Origin of the sequence: Vibrio sp. B172a (assembly GCF_030248355.1) — a bacterium.
Taxonomy (GTDB): domain Bacteria; phylum Pseudomonadota; class Gammaproteobacteria; order Enterobacterales; family Vibrionaceae; genus Vibrio; species Vibrio owensii.
Genome location: NZ_JAHGAC010000008.1, coordinates 82,012 through 96,798 on the forward strand (window position 1 = coordinate 82,012; position 14,787 = coordinate 96,798).

Consider the following 14,787-nt stretch of genomic DNA (forward strand, 5'->3'; position numbering starts at 1 on the left):
AACAGCTCACGTAATGTGACTGATATTTGAAAATTTGAAATAGGCGCTCTTCTCACTGGATATACTCTCCTTTGAGAAGAGAGCCATCCGCTGTCTTTAACGGTCTTGTCCGCCGTTAAAAATCATTGTTTTATCGAGAGATTATTCATGACCATTGAAAGCCTAAGCCAAGCCAAAGTATTCGGTGGTTGGCATAAACAGTACACACACGAATCTCGCGCTTTGAACTGCAACATGCGCTTCGCGATCTTCTTGCCACCAAACGCAACCAAATCAAACCCAGTGCCTGTGGTTTACTGGTTGTCTGGCTTGACGTGTACCGATGAGAACTTCATGCAGAAAGCAGGCGCGTTTCGCATGGCGGCTGAGTTAGGTATCGCCATTGTGGCACCGGATACCAGCCCACGTGGTGACGACGTTGCAGACGACGAAAACTACGATTTGGGTAAAGGTGCTGGTTTCTACCTAAACGCGACTCAAGAGCCATGGTCGCGTCACTACCACATGTACGATTACATCACCCAAGAACTGCCAGCGATCATCGAAAGTAACTTCCCAGTCTCTGACGTGAAGTCGATTTCGGGTCACAGCATGGGTGGTCACGGGGCGATCACCATTGGTCTGAAAAATTCAGATCAGTACCGTTCAATTTCAGCATTCAGCCCAATCAGTAACCCAATGCAATGCCCTTGGGGCCAAAAAGCGTTTACCGCTTACTTAGGCACTGATATCGAGAGTTGGAAACAGTACGACGCTAGCGAGTTACTTAAGCAAGCAAAATCACCATTACCTATCCTAGTCGACCAAGGTGATGCTGATAACTTCCTTGCTGAGCAATTGAAGCCTGATGCGTTACTGGCGGCAGCGAAAGCCCACGATTCAGCAGTTGAACTGCGCATGCAGCCGGGATACGACCACAGCTACTTCTTTATCTCTAGCTTTATCGCTGATCACTTGAACTTCCACGCGAAGTACCTGTTTGCTTAACACCTGATTTAGGCTCGTTAAGCCAACGAGTGAGCACAGGAAACCAAACGGTTTAATAATCCTCTCTATACAAAGCCACCTATTTATTGGGTGGCTTTTTGTGTTTTAAAAACACTCACTTTCCCTTTACACAAGTCCCATTGCAATTTATCGAAATGACGTCTAACTTGTAATTGAACATCATTCAATTAACGCTAGCACTTTATGAAAAAACCAACGTCAGTCCTGCTAACCTCGACTTATTTCGGGTTGTTAGCGACCTCTCCTATTGCCGAGGCGATCAGCTTTTTCGATCCCATTGATGGGCAATTGGATATGGGTGAATACCTTGCTGAAAACGCCTACGGTTTTCTTCCCGTCCCGATCGTAATTACCGAACCTGCTGTCGGCTATGGTTTGGGGTTCACTGGCGTGTTTTTACATGAATCCGATGAGCAGCGGGAGAAAAGGCGCAAACTGGCGGAAACATCACTCGATGGTGGTGCCCAACTGTTAACGCCTGCGATCACCGCAGTGGGCGGCTTCGCGACTGAGAATGGAACTTGGATGGGGTTTGCTGGCCATCGCCGAACTTGGGCGCAAGACACGGTGCGTTACCTTGGTGGCATCGGTTATGGAGACTTCAACATGACCTTCTACCCGCAGTCCACATTGCCGGGGCTAGACGGCGTATTCAATGGACAAGGGTTAGATTTTGAGATTACTGGCGGCGGCATGCTCAACCATCTTCAATACCGCATTATTGATGCCCCGTTGTTTATCGGTGTGAAACAGCTCTATTTCGTTACCGACCAGAAAATCACGAACTCCCCTGTTGCAGATAAGCTGCTGCAAACCTTGACTAATACCTCTCCAACCACTTCTGGATTGGGCTTAACACTGGAATGGGACAGCCGAAATAACTTCTTTAGTCCAACACAAGGCTACAACTACAAAGCCGAATTCCTTTGGTACAACGATGCGTTTGGCAGTGATTACGAATACGAACAACTGGACGTAGAGGGCATCAATTATTGGGAATTAGCCGATGATTGGTCGTTGGCTCTGCGCGGACAATACAAGTCGCTTTATACTGACGAGCGCTTTTTACCGCCTGCGTCATACCCAGATATCGAACTGCGTGGTGTGGCAAGGAACCGATACCAAGGGGATGAAACACTCTCGGTAGAATCTCAATTGACCTATCAATGGAATACTCGTTGGTCGACCAACTTCTTCGGTGGCTTTGGTTACGCCTCAACAGAAGAGTCGCTATTTGAAAACGATGCCGAATACGCTTACGGCGTGGGCTTTCGTTACCTCATCGCCCGTCGTTATGGCTTGCAAGCAGGTATGGACTTCGCTTTCAGTGATGAGGATAACGCGGTCTATTTCCAAGTGGGTTCAGGCATCTAAACCCACTTGCCTCTCACCATAACAGCTGACAGCATCACGGTTATCTTCATCATGATTGATATTTAGGGTTCGCGCCGTATTGGTTCGAACCTTCTTCACTGTCTTGAATCAAAAAGTACAGCAGCACCAAAATACCAATGATTGGGACAAAGGCGATCAATGCCCACCAACCGGTTCGTCCTGAATCGTGCAAACGACGCACAGTGACGGCAATCGACGGGATCATGATAAACAGCGCATATATCACACCGAAGAAGCCAAAATTCTCCATTTGCATCACGCTGCCAATGACTCGGTCGATGATGCCCATCACCAAATTGATCAGCACATTGACTAACGTAAAGTACCAATACTCTTGGCGTCTCGCTCTACCACTAAAGTTGGTGTAATTGAGGATAACTTTATAGTACCAATCAAACATATCGACTCTCCTAATGAGATGAAAGTGTCGCGAAAGTTAGACAACGTGAAGCAAACTGCACACAAAATAAGCTAAATGATATATTCATCCAATAGTTGTATTTTTAACTCTGTCATTAACCTTGACGTATATTCAACCAACGGTTACTTTTCACCCATAACGTATTATATAAATCCATCAAGTTGGCTCTATTATTAATAAATATATAACCGAAATTTCAGCGGATCGGTTCGTTAACGCGATCCAACCGGAATGAGGGCAATAAATTCAAAGGGCACAAGATGAGAAAAACAATGGCGCTCGCTTTGCTTTTGTTTGCACCGACACTTTTTGCAAACACGATACAGTTTAGCAGTCCTGAAAGTTCCAATGTCGTTGTGGCACTAAAAGACCTAGAGTCACTGCCGCAAACTACCTACATCACAGAACTACCTTGGCTAGAAACACCTGCCGAGTTTGACGGCGTTAAACTGAGTACACTGCTGCAACATACGTTTGGCAACATTCCTCAGCATGTCGAAGTTCGTGCGCTCAACGACTACCACTCTGACCTATCTCGCGAAGACATTCTTCGTTATCAGCCGATCGTGGCATACAAACAAAACCATAATTACATCAAAATCAGAAACAAAGGTCCGTACTGGCTGATTTACTCAATGAGTGAACACCCAGAGCTTGATAACGCGCAATACCACTCTCAAATGGTTTGGCAAATCAACAGGATAAGTGCGAAAGAAGATCAATAATGAAGGCGAAACCCAAAACCCCGAAGCAGGGGCCCTTTTCAACCAAGAGTAAGTTGATGTTGCTCGTGTTTGCATCGACACTACTGCTCGCAAACATCGTTTTATTAAAAGAAACCCGCGCGCTGACCAAAACCTACTCCGACCAACAAAACCAAGCGACTTGGTTCTTGTTCCATTTGTCCAAAGAGCTGTCCGAATTGGTGGGTGAAGCTCGTCGTTTGAACGAAAGCGTAATGAACATCGACGGCACCGAGTTGCAATATGAACTGGCATGGAGTCGTTTTGATCTGCTGATCAACAACAAAGAAGCGGATTCTTTCCTATCTCGTGAAGAAGTGCGGGTGTACTTCGTATCCTTGTTCGACAAGTTCCAACAACTCGAACCAATCTTAGTTGAAGCCAAAACCGGTAGCAGTATTGCCGCCGCCCAGTTTTATCGCGCCACTCAGAACTTGTATATGGAGATGATTGATTACGTCACTCAGAACTTCCGAGTCGCGAGCCCACTCTACAGACAACAACAAGAACGTGCTTACAACTTACTTCAAGCGCAGTACATCTTGTTGGGCATTTTCGTTCTCACCGTCGCGTTGATGACTTACTTCTACAAACGCGAGTCTAAGTTCCACAAAGAACTGGCCTTGAGCGACCCACTGACAAATCTTGCCAACCGCAGCGCACTGTTCATCGATTTACATCGCAGAGAAGAAACCGATACCCCATTCTCGCTCCTCCTGCTCGATCTGAACGGCTTTAAGAACATTAATGACACCTTGGGGCACCAAGCGGGTGATATCGCCTTAATCGAGGTTGCAGAGCGTCTGAGCAACATGGCGATGGATGACTTTAGTGTGTATCGCATGGGCGGTGATGAGTTTGCCGTACTCATCAATGCCACTGAGCAAAGCAAGATCGCCGAAGCGACGCACCACATCAACGTAGTGTTTGAAAAGCCGATTCTTGCCTCTGATAAAGAGAGCTCTTTGTCCACCAGCTTAGGGGTGGCAAGCTATCCGCAAGACGCCGACAACATTGACTTCCTGATCAATTTAGCGGATAAGCGCATGTACAAAATGAAATTCCAACGTTAAACGGATAACCATGATGAAAAACTTCATGCGAGCAGTGCTGTTACTGCTAGTGATCGCGATAGGTGTACTGGCTTGGGTGTTTATCCCATCTCACGAGACGGTGGGTGCACAAACTCTCGAAGAAGCGCTCAACGACAACTACACGCTGGTTGGCCATCGCATCCATTCGACAGACCCAGATGCCGGCAATATGTTTGGTTACTTCGTAGTGTATAAAGGCGCAAGCACGGATGATTTGGAGCCGTTTTTGGTGACTTCTGATCAGTTTATTCGCATGGAGCAAACCGGTGATAACACGCTAGCCCTCACTGTGAATGGTCGCATCTATCGCTACCATAACGACCTGTGGGTAGAGAACCCAGATGGCAAATTACAACATTGGTTTGTCAGCGCGACAGCAAAATACGTTCGCTAACTAAGTAGACGCATACTTAACTTCAGACACTTAGCTTCAGATACTTAACTTGAGATAAACAAAAGCCCCGCTCATTACGTAGCGGGGCTTTTTTATGTTCGAATCTGGCGAAGCAGAGATTAAAGCACTTTCTCTTTAATCACTTTCATTACGCCAGAGTCACGATTGCTTGGTGCTGAGAAGCGTGCGATTTTCTTCACCGCTTCGTGCGCGTTTTCCATCGCGTAAGAGTGCTCGCTCACTTGTAGCATCTCTAGGTCATTCAGGTAATCACCAAAGGTCATGGTTTCTTCCGGACCAAAGCCCATGGTTTCTTGAAGGTGTTTGATCGCCGCACCTTTAGACGCTTCTGCGTTCATCACGTCTAGCCAAATCTTCGCGCTCACCACAACTTGATGGCTGTGACCAAACTTCGCACTCATGGTTGGGAAAACCAACTCTTCAGAACCACCAAAGTGACAGATCGCAACCTTGATAAACTCATCGTCAACGGCCAGCAGATCTGGCACGTATTCACAGCGATGGTAGTACTTCTGGAACTCTTCCAACGCTTTAGGATCTTTAGTTTCAATATAAGCCGAACGCTTACCACACAGCACTAGATGCGTGCCTTCAATTTCACGCGCCGCTTGGATGATCGCATCAATTTCTGTTTTTGGAATGGTGCAGCTGTATAGCTCTTTATCTTGGTACATCACCAAGGTGCCGTTTTCCGCCACATAAATCATGCGGTCTTGGATCGGTGCAAACGTATCACGTAGGCTGTAGTACTGACGACCAGATGCCGCCGAGAACAGAATGCCCTTCTCTTCAAGCTGTAAAAACAGGTCAAAGAACTCAGGGTCTAGACGACCGTATTGGTCAAGCAAAGTGCCATCCATATCGGTGGCAATAAATTTGATGCTAGCTTGTGACATGACTTTAACTCAAAAGTGAAGCAGCACAGGTCACTCTGTGAATGAAAACAGGCTGCAAAAAAGAATCACGCTAAGGTACAGGATCTTGGATGAATCTCAAGCTGAAATAATAGTGCATCAATTGAGTTTCAGCTTGAGATATTAATAGGATTAAGCGATAGCTGAGGTGCTCTGCTTTGTCATGGGCTGAGGCATTGGTTTGGTCAGCCCCAGACTGTGAATGGTGCCAATCAGAAAATCGAGTTCGCGATAAATCTCAGCAACGGCTTCAAACTCCCCCGCTGGCTCGTCCAATTTTGGCTCAAACAGTGCTTTCCAATGCGAAATGGCGATATAGAGCTTTCCGTTCACTTGAGAAAGCGACAAGCTAGAGAACTCACTCTCACGACGAAAAGTCAGCACACGCTCGATCAATTCATCCGTCAGCAGTTGCTTTGCTGTGTCTAAATCGTCGCTGTACACCTCATACTGTTGGTCAAACTCTGGGTGACCCATTCGTACTCGTTTACCTATCTGAATCTTGAAGAAACTGTCCCACAGCTTTTCACGAAGCGTTGGCCCGTCATCACGGTCACTCAAAACAAAGGTGCAAATGTCTTCATTCATCGGAACGTCGATTTCGCAAAACAGCCCCGCAAAAAATACGTGATGCTTACTCGAGCTGTCGCTTCCTGAACTGATGAGCTTCGACGACTCTATCTCAGACATCACCACCTTCGCATCACCGATGGTGCCTGAAATGTAATCGTCACTCACAAAGCCATCACAACGGTCTAAATACAAACCGCTGCGCTCGAAGGTCTCTTTGGAAAGTTTACGATTTGGGTCCCAAGTGAGTGAGGGTTCAATATGCGCTAACAAGCTCTGCATGATGTGCTGCTTGTAGGTAGTGCGAAACTGATTGTGCTTTTGATTGAAGTACGCCCAACCGCCGATCATCAATGCCAAAAGAACAAACACCGTGGCAGAGGTGGCGAGGTCAAACACGACGGAGCCAAAGAAACCCAGAACAGCCAGACCTAGAAACTTGCGTCGACGCAGCGCTTCTAAACGCAAAGCTTCAAGAGGTTCGAGTTTGTGCCTTAAGTCATTTTCAAACAGCGTTTTAAGTTGATCGGTCGTCATCGCTTCCCTTTCATTTTTAGAGTTGAGTCCATTACCAACAATGGCAAGATGAATCGCCGCTACCGCTACAAGCGTCACTCGGAACGCAATCCAAAGAGCTGCATCCCATGTCCGTTACACAAGATGAGTCGTTGTTCTTACGCCTTTTTCGGTTACGGGAAGAATCCCCATTTTGCAGACGTTGATGCGCATCTCGACAGCGTTCGAATTGGTTTTGAACGCTGCTATAGCTAGAAAACACTCCCTTGCGTTGAATCATCTTACTGATGGCAGCAGAACAAGAATCCGTGCCGTAATACACCGCATGAGCGCAACGGAATCCTTTATATGGAGATAAATAGCGCTGATAAAATCGTATCAATGCCAACACCAGTTTAGACATGCTTTTCCTTTTGCATCTAATAAGTCATTCGAGAACCATGCTCTCAGTTATCAATCAAAACAGTACATCACTCAAATTAATCATTTCAAACGCAATCCTAATTTCTGCGCTCTAAGCGATAAAAATCATTGAGATAGGGAGCGATGGCAAGCCGACACAGCTAGCCTAGAAGCGCCTTCGAATAGCAATCACAGCCAAAACAGGTACAATCCGTGCTCGATTTTTATTTCTCGCGGACTCACTCTCATGCACTCGCCTGAACAATGCTTTACTCGATTTACTGCGGATATTTCCGGCTACGACTTGCCAGCGCAGTTTACGTTTCCGTTCTACTACACGCCTCACCCATTGTGTGTGTTGGCTGTCGAGCAATTGCAGCAGCACCTAATGACACAAACTGACTTCGAACACGATTTCGGTCTTGAGGATGAGCAAAACGGACGCGGTAAAATGTTCGGTGTTTTGCTAGTACGTAACCCGCAAGGTGAGCTTGGCTACTTCAGTGCTTTCTCTGGCAAGATTGCCGATCAAAACTTGCTTCCGGGTTTTGTTCCACCCGTATTCGACATGCTGACTGAAGAAGGCTTCTTCCGAGGTGAGACAGATGCCATCAATGCTGCGAACGCGGAATACAAAGCCTTTGCTGCCAACCCAGAATTGGCACAACTGAAAGCAGAAATCAAAGCCGACCGCGAAGCGTATCAGCAAGAAGAAAATGCCCATCGCCAAGTGATGATTGCTGGTCGTGCAGAACGCAAACAACAGCGCAAACAAGGCGAACAAACACTGAATCCAGAAGACTTAAAAACACTACTGGATGATTTAGGGAAACAAAGCGTAGCTGAGAAAAATGTGCTTAAGTACCTCAAACAGGCTTGGGACGAAAAGCTGGCAATCAAAGAAGCGCGCTTAACCGAGTTAGAGCAAAAACTGGCGGAACTTAAAGAGCAACGCAAAAACTTATCTAATGCTCTGCAGCACAAACTGCATAAGCAATACCGCTTCTTGGACAACCACAGCGCCGAGCGCGATTTGGTGGACATTTTTGCTCCTACCACCAATCCAGTACCACCAGCAGGCGCAGGTGAATGTGCAGCGCCGAAACTGCTTCAGTTCGCATACAAACATGGTTACCAGCCACTTGCCTTGGCGGAGTTTTGGTGGGGCGTATCGCCGAAGTCGGAAGTGCGTCAGCACAAGAAGTTCTACCCATCTTGCAACAGCAAATGCCAACCGATTTTGGGGCACATGCTGCAAGGCTTGGATGTGGAGCCAAACCCATTAGCAGAGAACTGGGCGGAAGATAAAGAACTGGAAATTCTCTTCCAAGACGAAGCCATGGTGATCGTCAACAAGCCTTCGGGCCTGCTTTCCGTTCCGGGGAAAACCATCAAGGATTCGGCGTACACACGCCTGCAAGCGATGTTCCCAGATGTCGAAGGGCCGTTCGTAATTCATCGCTTAGATATGGCGACGTCGGGAATTCTCGTATTTGCCTTAACCAAACGAGCAAACAAGAGCCTGCAAAAGCAGTTCATCACTCGCGGCGTACAGAAGCGCTACATGGCACTGCTAGAAGGTGTATTAACCGAGCCTGAAGGTGAAATCTCGCTACCGATGCGTGGCGATCCGGATGACCGTCCACGTCAGCTAGTATGCTTTGAACACGGTAAGCCTGCTGAAACTTACTGGCAGCTGATTGAAGTGAAAGACGGACGCAGCAAGGTGTACATGTACCCAAAAACAGGACGAACTCACCAACTGCGTGTACACAGTGCTCACCACATGGGTTTGAACATGGCGATGGTTGGCGACGGCTTATATGGCGAGAAAGCCAACCGTCTGCATTTGCATGCGGAGATGTTGGAGTTGGATCATCCGTACAGCAAAGAGCGTATGTGTTTCCAAGCAGAGTGTGAGTTTTAAAACAACTTATCAATGCAGAATAGATAGCAAAAAGGCACTGAATTTCAGTGCCTTTTTTACGTATAGACCTAGTAAGAGATTCCCGACTGCGCTCCTCCGTCGCTATCGGGAATGACGCGTTATAGAACAAGATTTCCAATCACCATAGCTAAACATCGTCATTCCAGAATCGAGGAACGAGATGTCTGGAATCTCGTTTTTTGTGAACAGAAGCTAGCTCACCTTAAACTTGGTCCATACTTGTGAGCGCCAGCGTCTTGCCATGATGATACCGCGTACCCATTCATCCAGAGCAATCGCCATCCACGCACCAATCACGCCGTAGCCCAAGTGAATGCCCAAGATGTAAGAGAACACCACACCCAAGCCCCACATGCTCAGAATACCCATCTGTACTGGGAACTTGATGTCACCAGCGCCTTTAAGTGCCGAGATGAAGATCAGGTTAAACACGCGGCCAGCTTCTAACACGATAGAACCCATCACCAATGCGCCCGCCAATGCCAAAATTTCTGGCTGATCGGTAAACACGCTCAAAATCTCTTCGTGGAATAGGTAAATCAAACACGTTGCCGCCGTTGATGCAGCAAAACCGACCAAGAAGTAGATCTGCACGCGTTTCAGAATGCTGCTTACCCAACCTTTACCGATGTAGTAACCCGTCTGGATTTGAGCCGCCTGACCGATTGCTAGCGCAAACGCGAAAGAGAAACGCGCGATGTTTTGCGCATAGGTAAACGCGGCTAGAGATGATGTACCCATTTGCACCACAAAGTAGACGATACAGATCTGCGCCATGTTGTATGACAGCACTTCACCCGCGTTCATGCCACCGATTTTTAGGATCTTCTTGAACACGTCTTTCGGCACTTGTTTGAGCTTAGACATTGGCAGTTCGATGCTGCTGCGTTTCAGAATCACGCCCAACAATAATGTACCAATGACTTGGCTCACGACTGTCGCCACTGCAACACCTTCAACGCCATACACAGGTAAACCAAACGGCTGATACAGCGCAATGTAGTTACCAATGATGTTGAACACGCCAGAGATTAAGTTAACCACCATTGGCGAGCGTGAATAACCGTGACTACGCAGAATCGTGGTAAAGACAATACCGATAGTAACGTTGAACGTCATCGCACCGCTGATCAGCAAGTATTCACGCGCGTACTGCTCAACTTGAGCTTCTAGCCCGTAATACGGCAAAAAGAACACCGCGCCAATCACGGCCAGCACACTCAAGAAAGCACCTACAATCACAGACAAAGCGATACTGGCAACACCGACATCAACGGAGTCTTTTTCACGCCCAGCACCATTGTATTGCGCGATCAAGATACCCGTGCCGCTGCTGACAAAGGTAGAAACGATGATCAGGAAAAACGTTAATTGTGTGATTACCCCAACCGCAGACACAGCTTTGTCTGAGTAACCACTCAACATGAATACGTCACTGGTTCCTAAAGCCGTCCGTAGCAAGATTTCGACAAGTATCGGCCAAGCCAATGCCACGATGGACATACGTTGGTTGATATTCTGGCTTTTAGGCATGTGTTTTGGACCTTTCCTACAACTAAAACTGCCCCACAGATAACTGTGAGGCAGTTCAAAAAATTAGATTTCTTAGAATTTGGCTATTTTGATAATTGTGCACTTAATCACCAAAATGCAGGCGCGAATTCTAGACGGAGTTTGGTCACAAATACAACAAGATTTCGTCGAGTTTCGGAAAATATTTTCTAATGGGTTTGGCGACTTATCTCAACTTGATTGACGGAACTTAGACACCGTTGATTGGCGGACAATCAGATCGATCGGCGGTAGACGCACTTCATGCCTTTCACCACTCAATAAATTGAGAATGGACTCGGCACAAATGGCTCCAACTTCTTCAATCGGCTGTCTCAGTGTGGTAAGCGCAGGCGTGAAATATTGTGAGGTCGGTAAGTCATCAAAGCCGATCACAGACACATCCTCTGGCACACGAATGCCGTGGTCATGCAGAGCCTTGATCGCCCCGTAAGCCGTTTGGTCATTGGCAGCAAATAACGCAGAGAAATGCACTTTAGATTCGAGCAACTCCACCGTTTTTTGATAGCCGGACTCACTGCTGAAATCGCCTTGTTTGACTAATTTTGGCATGACTTTAATGCCTGCCTCTTGCAAAGCGTTCTTGTAACCAACAAAGCGAGCTACCGCATCTGGTTGATTCAAAAGCCCTTTGATATGAGCGATGTTCACGTGACCTTGTTGCATCAAATGCAGCGTCGCCATGTATCCGCCCAATACATTATCTATATTTATGGATTTAACCTTATCCCCAATGACATTGTATCCAACCGCGACAACAGGAATTCGCTGGGCATATTCCAGAATCTGCTCTTCTGTCAAACTGCCCGTCACGATGATCACCCCATCCACATTACTTTTCGCTAAATACTCCAAAGCGTGTGATTCGAGTGTGCGCTGCCAGTGCCCGGTAGCAATCACCAATGAGTAGCCCTGCGCATTAAGCACCTTCTCCATATCGTTCAGGATTCGACTGGTGTGTGGACTCTCAGGATGTTGAATAAGCACGCCAATGGTCATCGAACGCGTGTTGGTACCCTGACCCATTTGATAATTTGGCTTATACCCCAGTGACTTGATCGCTTTTTCTATGTTTTGGCTTTTATCATCAGAGACAAAGGTCGTGCGATTGAGGAAACGTGATACGGTGCTTGGTGATACACCCGCCAACTTGGCAACATCATAGATGGATGCCGCTCTTTTTTTCTTTTTCATTGTAGGAATTTTCCCAGCAAGCTAATAACAAAAATATAAGTTGCAGCGGGGGACGCGACAACATTTTGATATGGGAAATGAGAGCTAGATAAGTCGCCAGTACGCAAGCGCGCACTGGCTTTCATATCGGGGATTTAGAATGTCGCGAGCGAGTTTTCACTCAGTGCATCAAATAGGTGAATTGCATCCAAATCCAAGTACAGAGTCAGCGTATCCACATCCACTTCTGCCGCTTGTGTTTCAACCATAAGCGGCTGACCTGCGATTTCTGTTTTCAGTAGGATACTTGCGCCCAAGAGCTCCTTGTCTTTGATTTTGACGGGGAACGGCAGCACACGGTCATGGTCGACCTGTTCGGCACGCAAGTGGATGTCGGTAGGGCGTACACCAAAGTGCAGCGCTAAATTCTTCGATGCGTGTGCTTTGAAACGCTCTGGCAGAGGAATACGAACATCGCCCAGTTCGACTTCCCAGTTGCCCTCTTCACCAATCAGCTTGGCGTCCAACATATTCATCGATGGGTTACCAATAAACTGCGCCACGAACTTGTTTGCCGGACGTTGGAACACTTCCGTTGGAGTGCCGACTTGAGCCACGTAACCGTCTTTAAGAATCACGATGCGATCCGCCAATGTCATCGCTTCAATCTGATCGTGGGTTACGTAAATCGTGGTGGTTTTCAGCTCGCGATGCAGCTGCTTGATCTCTTCACGCATCACGCCACGCAGTTTGGCATCTAGGTTCGATAGTGGTTCATCAAACAAGAACACCTTAGGCGTACGAACCATAGCACGTCCCATGGCAACACGTTGGCGTTGACCACCAGACAGCTCTTTTGGTTTGCGATCCAACAGTGCATCCAGCTCAAGCATTTTCGCCGCTTTACGCACTTCAACATCGATTTGGTCTTTTGGCATCCCTTTTAGCTTAAGAGCAAAAGCGATGTTCTCGTAAACCGTCATATGTGGGTAAAGCGCGTAGCTTTGGAACACCATGGCAAGGTCGCGGTCTTTGGCATCGATTTTGTTCATCAGCTTATCGCCAACGTAAATCTCACCGCCAGTGATGCTTTCCAAGCCCGCTAACATTCGTAGTGTAGTCGACTTACCGCAGCCCGATGGACCAAGGAAAACTACAAACTCGCCATCTTGCACCGTGAAGTCGAAGTGTTTCACTACCTCGACATCATCGTAAGATTTCTTGATGTTTTTGAATTCGACTTTTGCCATTACTGGTTCTCCTCTGCTCGGTCCAGCAGCATGTTACGGTAAGCAATTGCGCTCGCTTTTAGGGTGCGTTTTTGCGTTTGGTAATCCACGTGGACAATACCAAAGCGCTGCTTATAACCGTAGGCCCACTCGAAGTTATCCATTAGGCTCCAAGCGAAGTAACCATCCACATTCACACCTGCTTTAATCGCAGCATCCAAAGCAACTAGGTGCTGCTGGAAGTAACGCACGCGCTGCTCATCATTCACTTCGCCATCAATGCAATGGTCATCGCCTGCTGCGCCGTTTTCAGTGATGTAAAGTGGAGGCAGGTTCGGGTAACGGTCATTCAAACGCAGAAGCAAATCTGTCAGTGCTTGAGGATGAATTTCCCAACCAATGAATGTGTGCTCTTGTTCTGGTTGAGGTACCGTTTCAATATCGCCATGTTCGTTGTAGCGCACGACACAACGGGTGTAGAAGTTAATGCCGATAAAGTCCAAATCGGTCTGGATGATGTCGAGGTCGCCTTCCAGAATCATTGGCATGTTGTGCGATTGGCGCTCCAAGACAAGCTGCGGATATTCCCCTTTTAATACCGGATCCATAAACCAGTGGTAACCTTCCGCATCGCTGTATTCTGCCGCACCGATGTCTGCATCGCTATACGGATAAGCGGGTGTCGCGTTGAACACACAACCGTGCATCGCGTTTGGTGCGTTCTTGCGCATGTGTGGAATCGCCAGACCATGTGCCAACATCAAGTGGTGTGCAGACAAGAATCCTTCACGCTCGCCCTTAAGGCCAGGAGCATGTTCCCCCCAACGGTAGCCTAGATAAGCAGAGCAGAACGGTTCGTTCAATGTCGCGTATGAATCGATCTTATCACCGAAGTAAGCACTAACTACCTTCGCGTATTCCTCAAACTTGTAAGCCGTTTCTCGGTTTAGCCAACCGCCTTTGTCTTCTAGGTATTGCGGTAGATCCCAGTGGTAAAGCGTAACGAAAACCTTCAAACCACGAGCGTGACACTCATCGATGATTTGCTCGTAAAACTTCAAGCCTTCTTCATTCACTTTGCCATCTTCAGGAATGATGCGCGGCCACGCCATCGATAGACGGTAAGCGCCCACACCTAAGCCTTGAATCATCTCGATGTCTTGTTTCCACAAATGGAAGTGATCACATGCCACGTCGCCATTATCTGCGTTATCAACTGCGCCTGGCTTATTGCAAAACGTGTCCCAAATCGAAGGCGTACGACCACCTAGCTGAGCACCGCCCTCAATCTGATAAGAAGAGGTTGCGACACCAAATAAGAACTCTGGGCTACGTAATTTTGAATCTTGTGGTAGTTGGAATTTATTCATTGTTATAAAACCTTTTG

Annotated in this window: 14 protein-coding genes; 6 read left to right on the top strand and 8 right to left on the bottom strand. The window is 47.3% G+C overall.

Annotated elements, in window-relative coordinates; genetic code table 11:
* The first annotated feature begins 147 nt into the window (after positions 1 to 147).
* Positions 148 to 987, top strand: a complete 840-nt coding sequence (gene fghA, locus KIT90_RS10250; RefSeq protein WP_009706779.1) for an S-formylglutathione hydrolase — start codon at positions 148 to 150, stop codon at positions 985 to 987.
* Between the two features lie 204 nt (positions 988 to 1,191).
* Positions 1,192 to 2,382: a BamA/TamA family outer membrane protein gene (locus KIT90_RS10255; protein WP_005434805.1), complete on the top strand. Its 1,191-nt coding sequence runs from the start codon at positions 1,192 to 1,194 to the stop codon at positions 2,380 to 2,382.
* A 49-nt stretch (positions 2,383 to 2,431) separates the two neighbouring features.
* Here KIT90_RS10255 and KIT90_RS10260 read toward each other — a convergent pair whose 3' ends face one another.
* On the bottom strand, positions 2,432 to 2,803 hold the full coding sequence (locus KIT90_RS10260; RefSeq protein ID WP_005434803.1) for a DUF805 domain-containing protein: 372 nt from the start codon (positions 2,801 to 2,803) through the stop codon (positions 2,432 to 2,434).
* Positions 2,804 to 3,084: 281 nt separating this feature from the next.
* Between KIT90_RS10260 and KIT90_RS10265 the strand changes: the two genes are divergently transcribed.
* From KIT90_RS10265 to KIT90_RS10275, 3 genes are read left to right on the top strand one after another with little or no spacing between them, the layout of a single operon-like run.
* A complete protein-coding gene (locus KIT90_RS10265; protein ID WP_285376556.1) occupies positions 3,085 to 3,549 on the top strand; it encodes an oxidoreductase in 465 nt (154 codons plus the stop codon).
* Positions 3,549 to 4,640, top strand: coding sequence for a GGDEF domain-containing protein (locus KIT90_RS10270; protein WP_285376557.1), 1,092 nt, complete (start codon positions 3,549 to 3,551; stop codon positions 4,638 to 4,640). The genes KIT90_RS10265 and KIT90_RS10270 overlap by 1 nt, the downstream gene beginning before the upstream one ends.
* A gap of 10 nt (positions 4,641 to 4,650) precedes the next feature.
* Entirely contained in the window at positions 4,651 to 5,055 is a 405-nt protein-coding gene (locus KIT90_RS10275; RefSeq protein WP_009706775.1) for a hypothetical protein, read from the top strand.
* Between the two features lie 119 nt (positions 5,056 to 5,174).
* Here KIT90_RS10275 and KIT90_RS10280 read toward each other — a convergent pair whose 3' ends face one another.
* The 3 genes from KIT90_RS10280 to yidD form a co-directional block, all read right to left on the bottom strand.
* Positions 5,175 to 5,972, bottom strand: coding sequence for a Cof-type HAD-IIB family hydrolase (locus KIT90_RS10280; RefSeq protein ID WP_005434797.1), 798 nt, complete (start codon positions 5,970 to 5,972; stop codon positions 5,175 to 5,177).
* A 150-nt stretch (positions 5,973 to 6,122) separates the two neighbouring features.
* Entirely contained in the window at positions 6,123 to 7,097 is a 975-nt protein-coding gene (locus KIT90_RS10285; RefSeq protein ID WP_306310035.1) for a DUF3137 domain-containing protein, read from the bottom strand.
* Positions 7,098 to 7,128: 31 nt separating this feature from the next.
* Positions 7,129 to 7,479 carry a membrane protein insertion efficiency factor YidD gene (gene yidD / locus KIT90_RS10290; protein ID WP_080637381.1) on the bottom strand — a complete coding sequence of 117 codons (351 nt, stop codon included), beginning with the start codon at positions 7,477 to 7,479 and terminating at the stop codon, positions 7,129 to 7,131.
* 246 nt (positions 7,480 to 7,725) lie between these two features.
* Here yidD and KIT90_RS10295 point away from each other — a divergent pair, with 246 nt between their 5' ends.
* On the top strand, positions 7,726 to 9,405 hold the full coding sequence (locus tag KIT90_RS10295; protein ID WP_285376559.1) for an RluA family pseudouridine synthase: 1,680 nt from the start codon (positions 7,726 to 7,728) through the stop codon (positions 9,403 to 9,405).
* A gap of 213 nt (positions 9,406 to 9,618) precedes the next feature.
* Here KIT90_RS10295 and KIT90_RS10300 read toward each other — a convergent pair whose 3' ends face one another.
* The 4 genes from KIT90_RS10300 to KIT90_RS10315 form a co-directional block, all read right to left on the bottom strand.
* Positions 9,619 to 10,959 carry an MATE family efflux transporter gene (locus tag KIT90_RS10300; protein WP_005434790.1) on the bottom strand — a complete coding sequence of 447 codons (1,341 nt, stop codon included), beginning with the start codon at positions 10,957 to 10,959 and terminating at the stop codon, positions 9,619 to 9,621.
* A 210-nt stretch (positions 10,960 to 11,169) separates the two neighbouring features.
* Positions 11,170 to 12,192 carry a LacI family DNA-binding transcriptional regulator gene (locus tag KIT90_RS10305; protein ID WP_285376560.1) on the bottom strand — a complete coding sequence of 341 codons (1,023 nt, stop codon included), beginning with the start codon at positions 12,190 to 12,192 and terminating at the stop codon, positions 11,170 to 11,172.
* A 134-nt stretch (positions 12,193 to 12,326) separates the two neighbouring features.
* Positions 12,327 to 13,421 carry an ABC transporter ATP-binding protein gene (locus tag KIT90_RS10310; protein WP_005434785.1) on the bottom strand — a complete coding sequence of 365 codons (1,095 nt, stop codon included), beginning with the start codon at positions 13,419 to 13,421 and terminating at the stop codon, positions 12,327 to 12,329.
* Entirely contained in the window at positions 13,421 to 14,770 is a 1,350-nt protein-coding gene (locus tag KIT90_RS10315; protein WP_041059448.1) for a GH1 family beta-glucosidase, read from the bottom strand. The genes KIT90_RS10310 and KIT90_RS10315 overlap by 1 nt, the downstream gene beginning before the upstream one ends.
* Positions 14,771 to 14,787: the final 17 nt, after the last annotated feature.

Coding starts and splice junctions, on each gene's coding strand:
- fghA (WP_009706779.1), top strand. CDS start 148: ATGACCATTGAAAGCCTAAGCCAAGCCAAAGTATTCGGTGGTTGGCAT.
- KIT90_RS10255 (WP_005434805.1), top strand. CDS start 1,192: ATGAAAAAACCAACGTCAGTCCTGCTAACCTCGACTTATTTCGGGTTG.
- KIT90_RS10260 (WP_005434803.1), bottom strand. CDS start 2,803: ATGTTTGATTGGTACTATAAAGTTATCCTCAATTACACCAACTTTAGT.
- KIT90_RS10265 (WP_285376556.1), top strand. CDS start 3,085: ATGAGAAAAACAATGGCGCTCGCTTTGCTTTTGTTTGCACCGACACTT.
- KIT90_RS10270 (WP_285376557.1), top strand. CDS start 3,549: ATGAAGGCGAAACCCAAAACCCCGAAGCAGGGGCCCTTTTCAACCAAG.
- KIT90_RS10275 (WP_009706775.1), top strand. CDS start 4,651: ATGATGAAAAACTTCATGCGAGCAGTGCTGTTACTGCTAGTGATCGCG.
- KIT90_RS10280 (WP_005434797.1), bottom strand. CDS start 5,972: ATGTCACAAGCTAGCATCAAATTTATTGCCACCGATATGGATGGCACT.
- KIT90_RS10285 (WP_306310035.1), bottom strand. CDS start 7,097: ATGACGACCGATCAACTTAAAACGCTGTTTGAAAATGACTTAAGGCAC.
- yidD (WP_080637381.1), bottom strand. CDS start 7,479: ATGTCTAAACTGGTGTTGGCATTGATACGATTTTATCAGCGCTATTTA.
- KIT90_RS10295 (WP_285376559.1), top strand. CDS start 7,726: ATGCACTCGCCTGAACAATGCTTTACTCGATTTACTGCGGATATTTCC.
- KIT90_RS10300 (WP_005434790.1), bottom strand. CDS start 10,959: ATGCCTAAAAGCCAGAATATCAACCAACGTATGTCCATCGTGGCATTG.
- KIT90_RS10305 (WP_285376560.1), bottom strand. CDS start 12,192: ATGAAAAAGAAAAAAAGAGCGGCATCCATCTATGATGTTGCCAAGTTG.
- KIT90_RS10310 (WP_005434785.1), bottom strand. CDS start 13,421: ATGGCAAAAGTCGAATTCAAAAACATCAAGAAATCTTACGATGATGTC.
- KIT90_RS10315 (WP_041059448.1), bottom strand. CDS start 14,770: ATGAATAAATTCCAACTACCACAAGATTCAAAATTACGTAGCCCAGAG.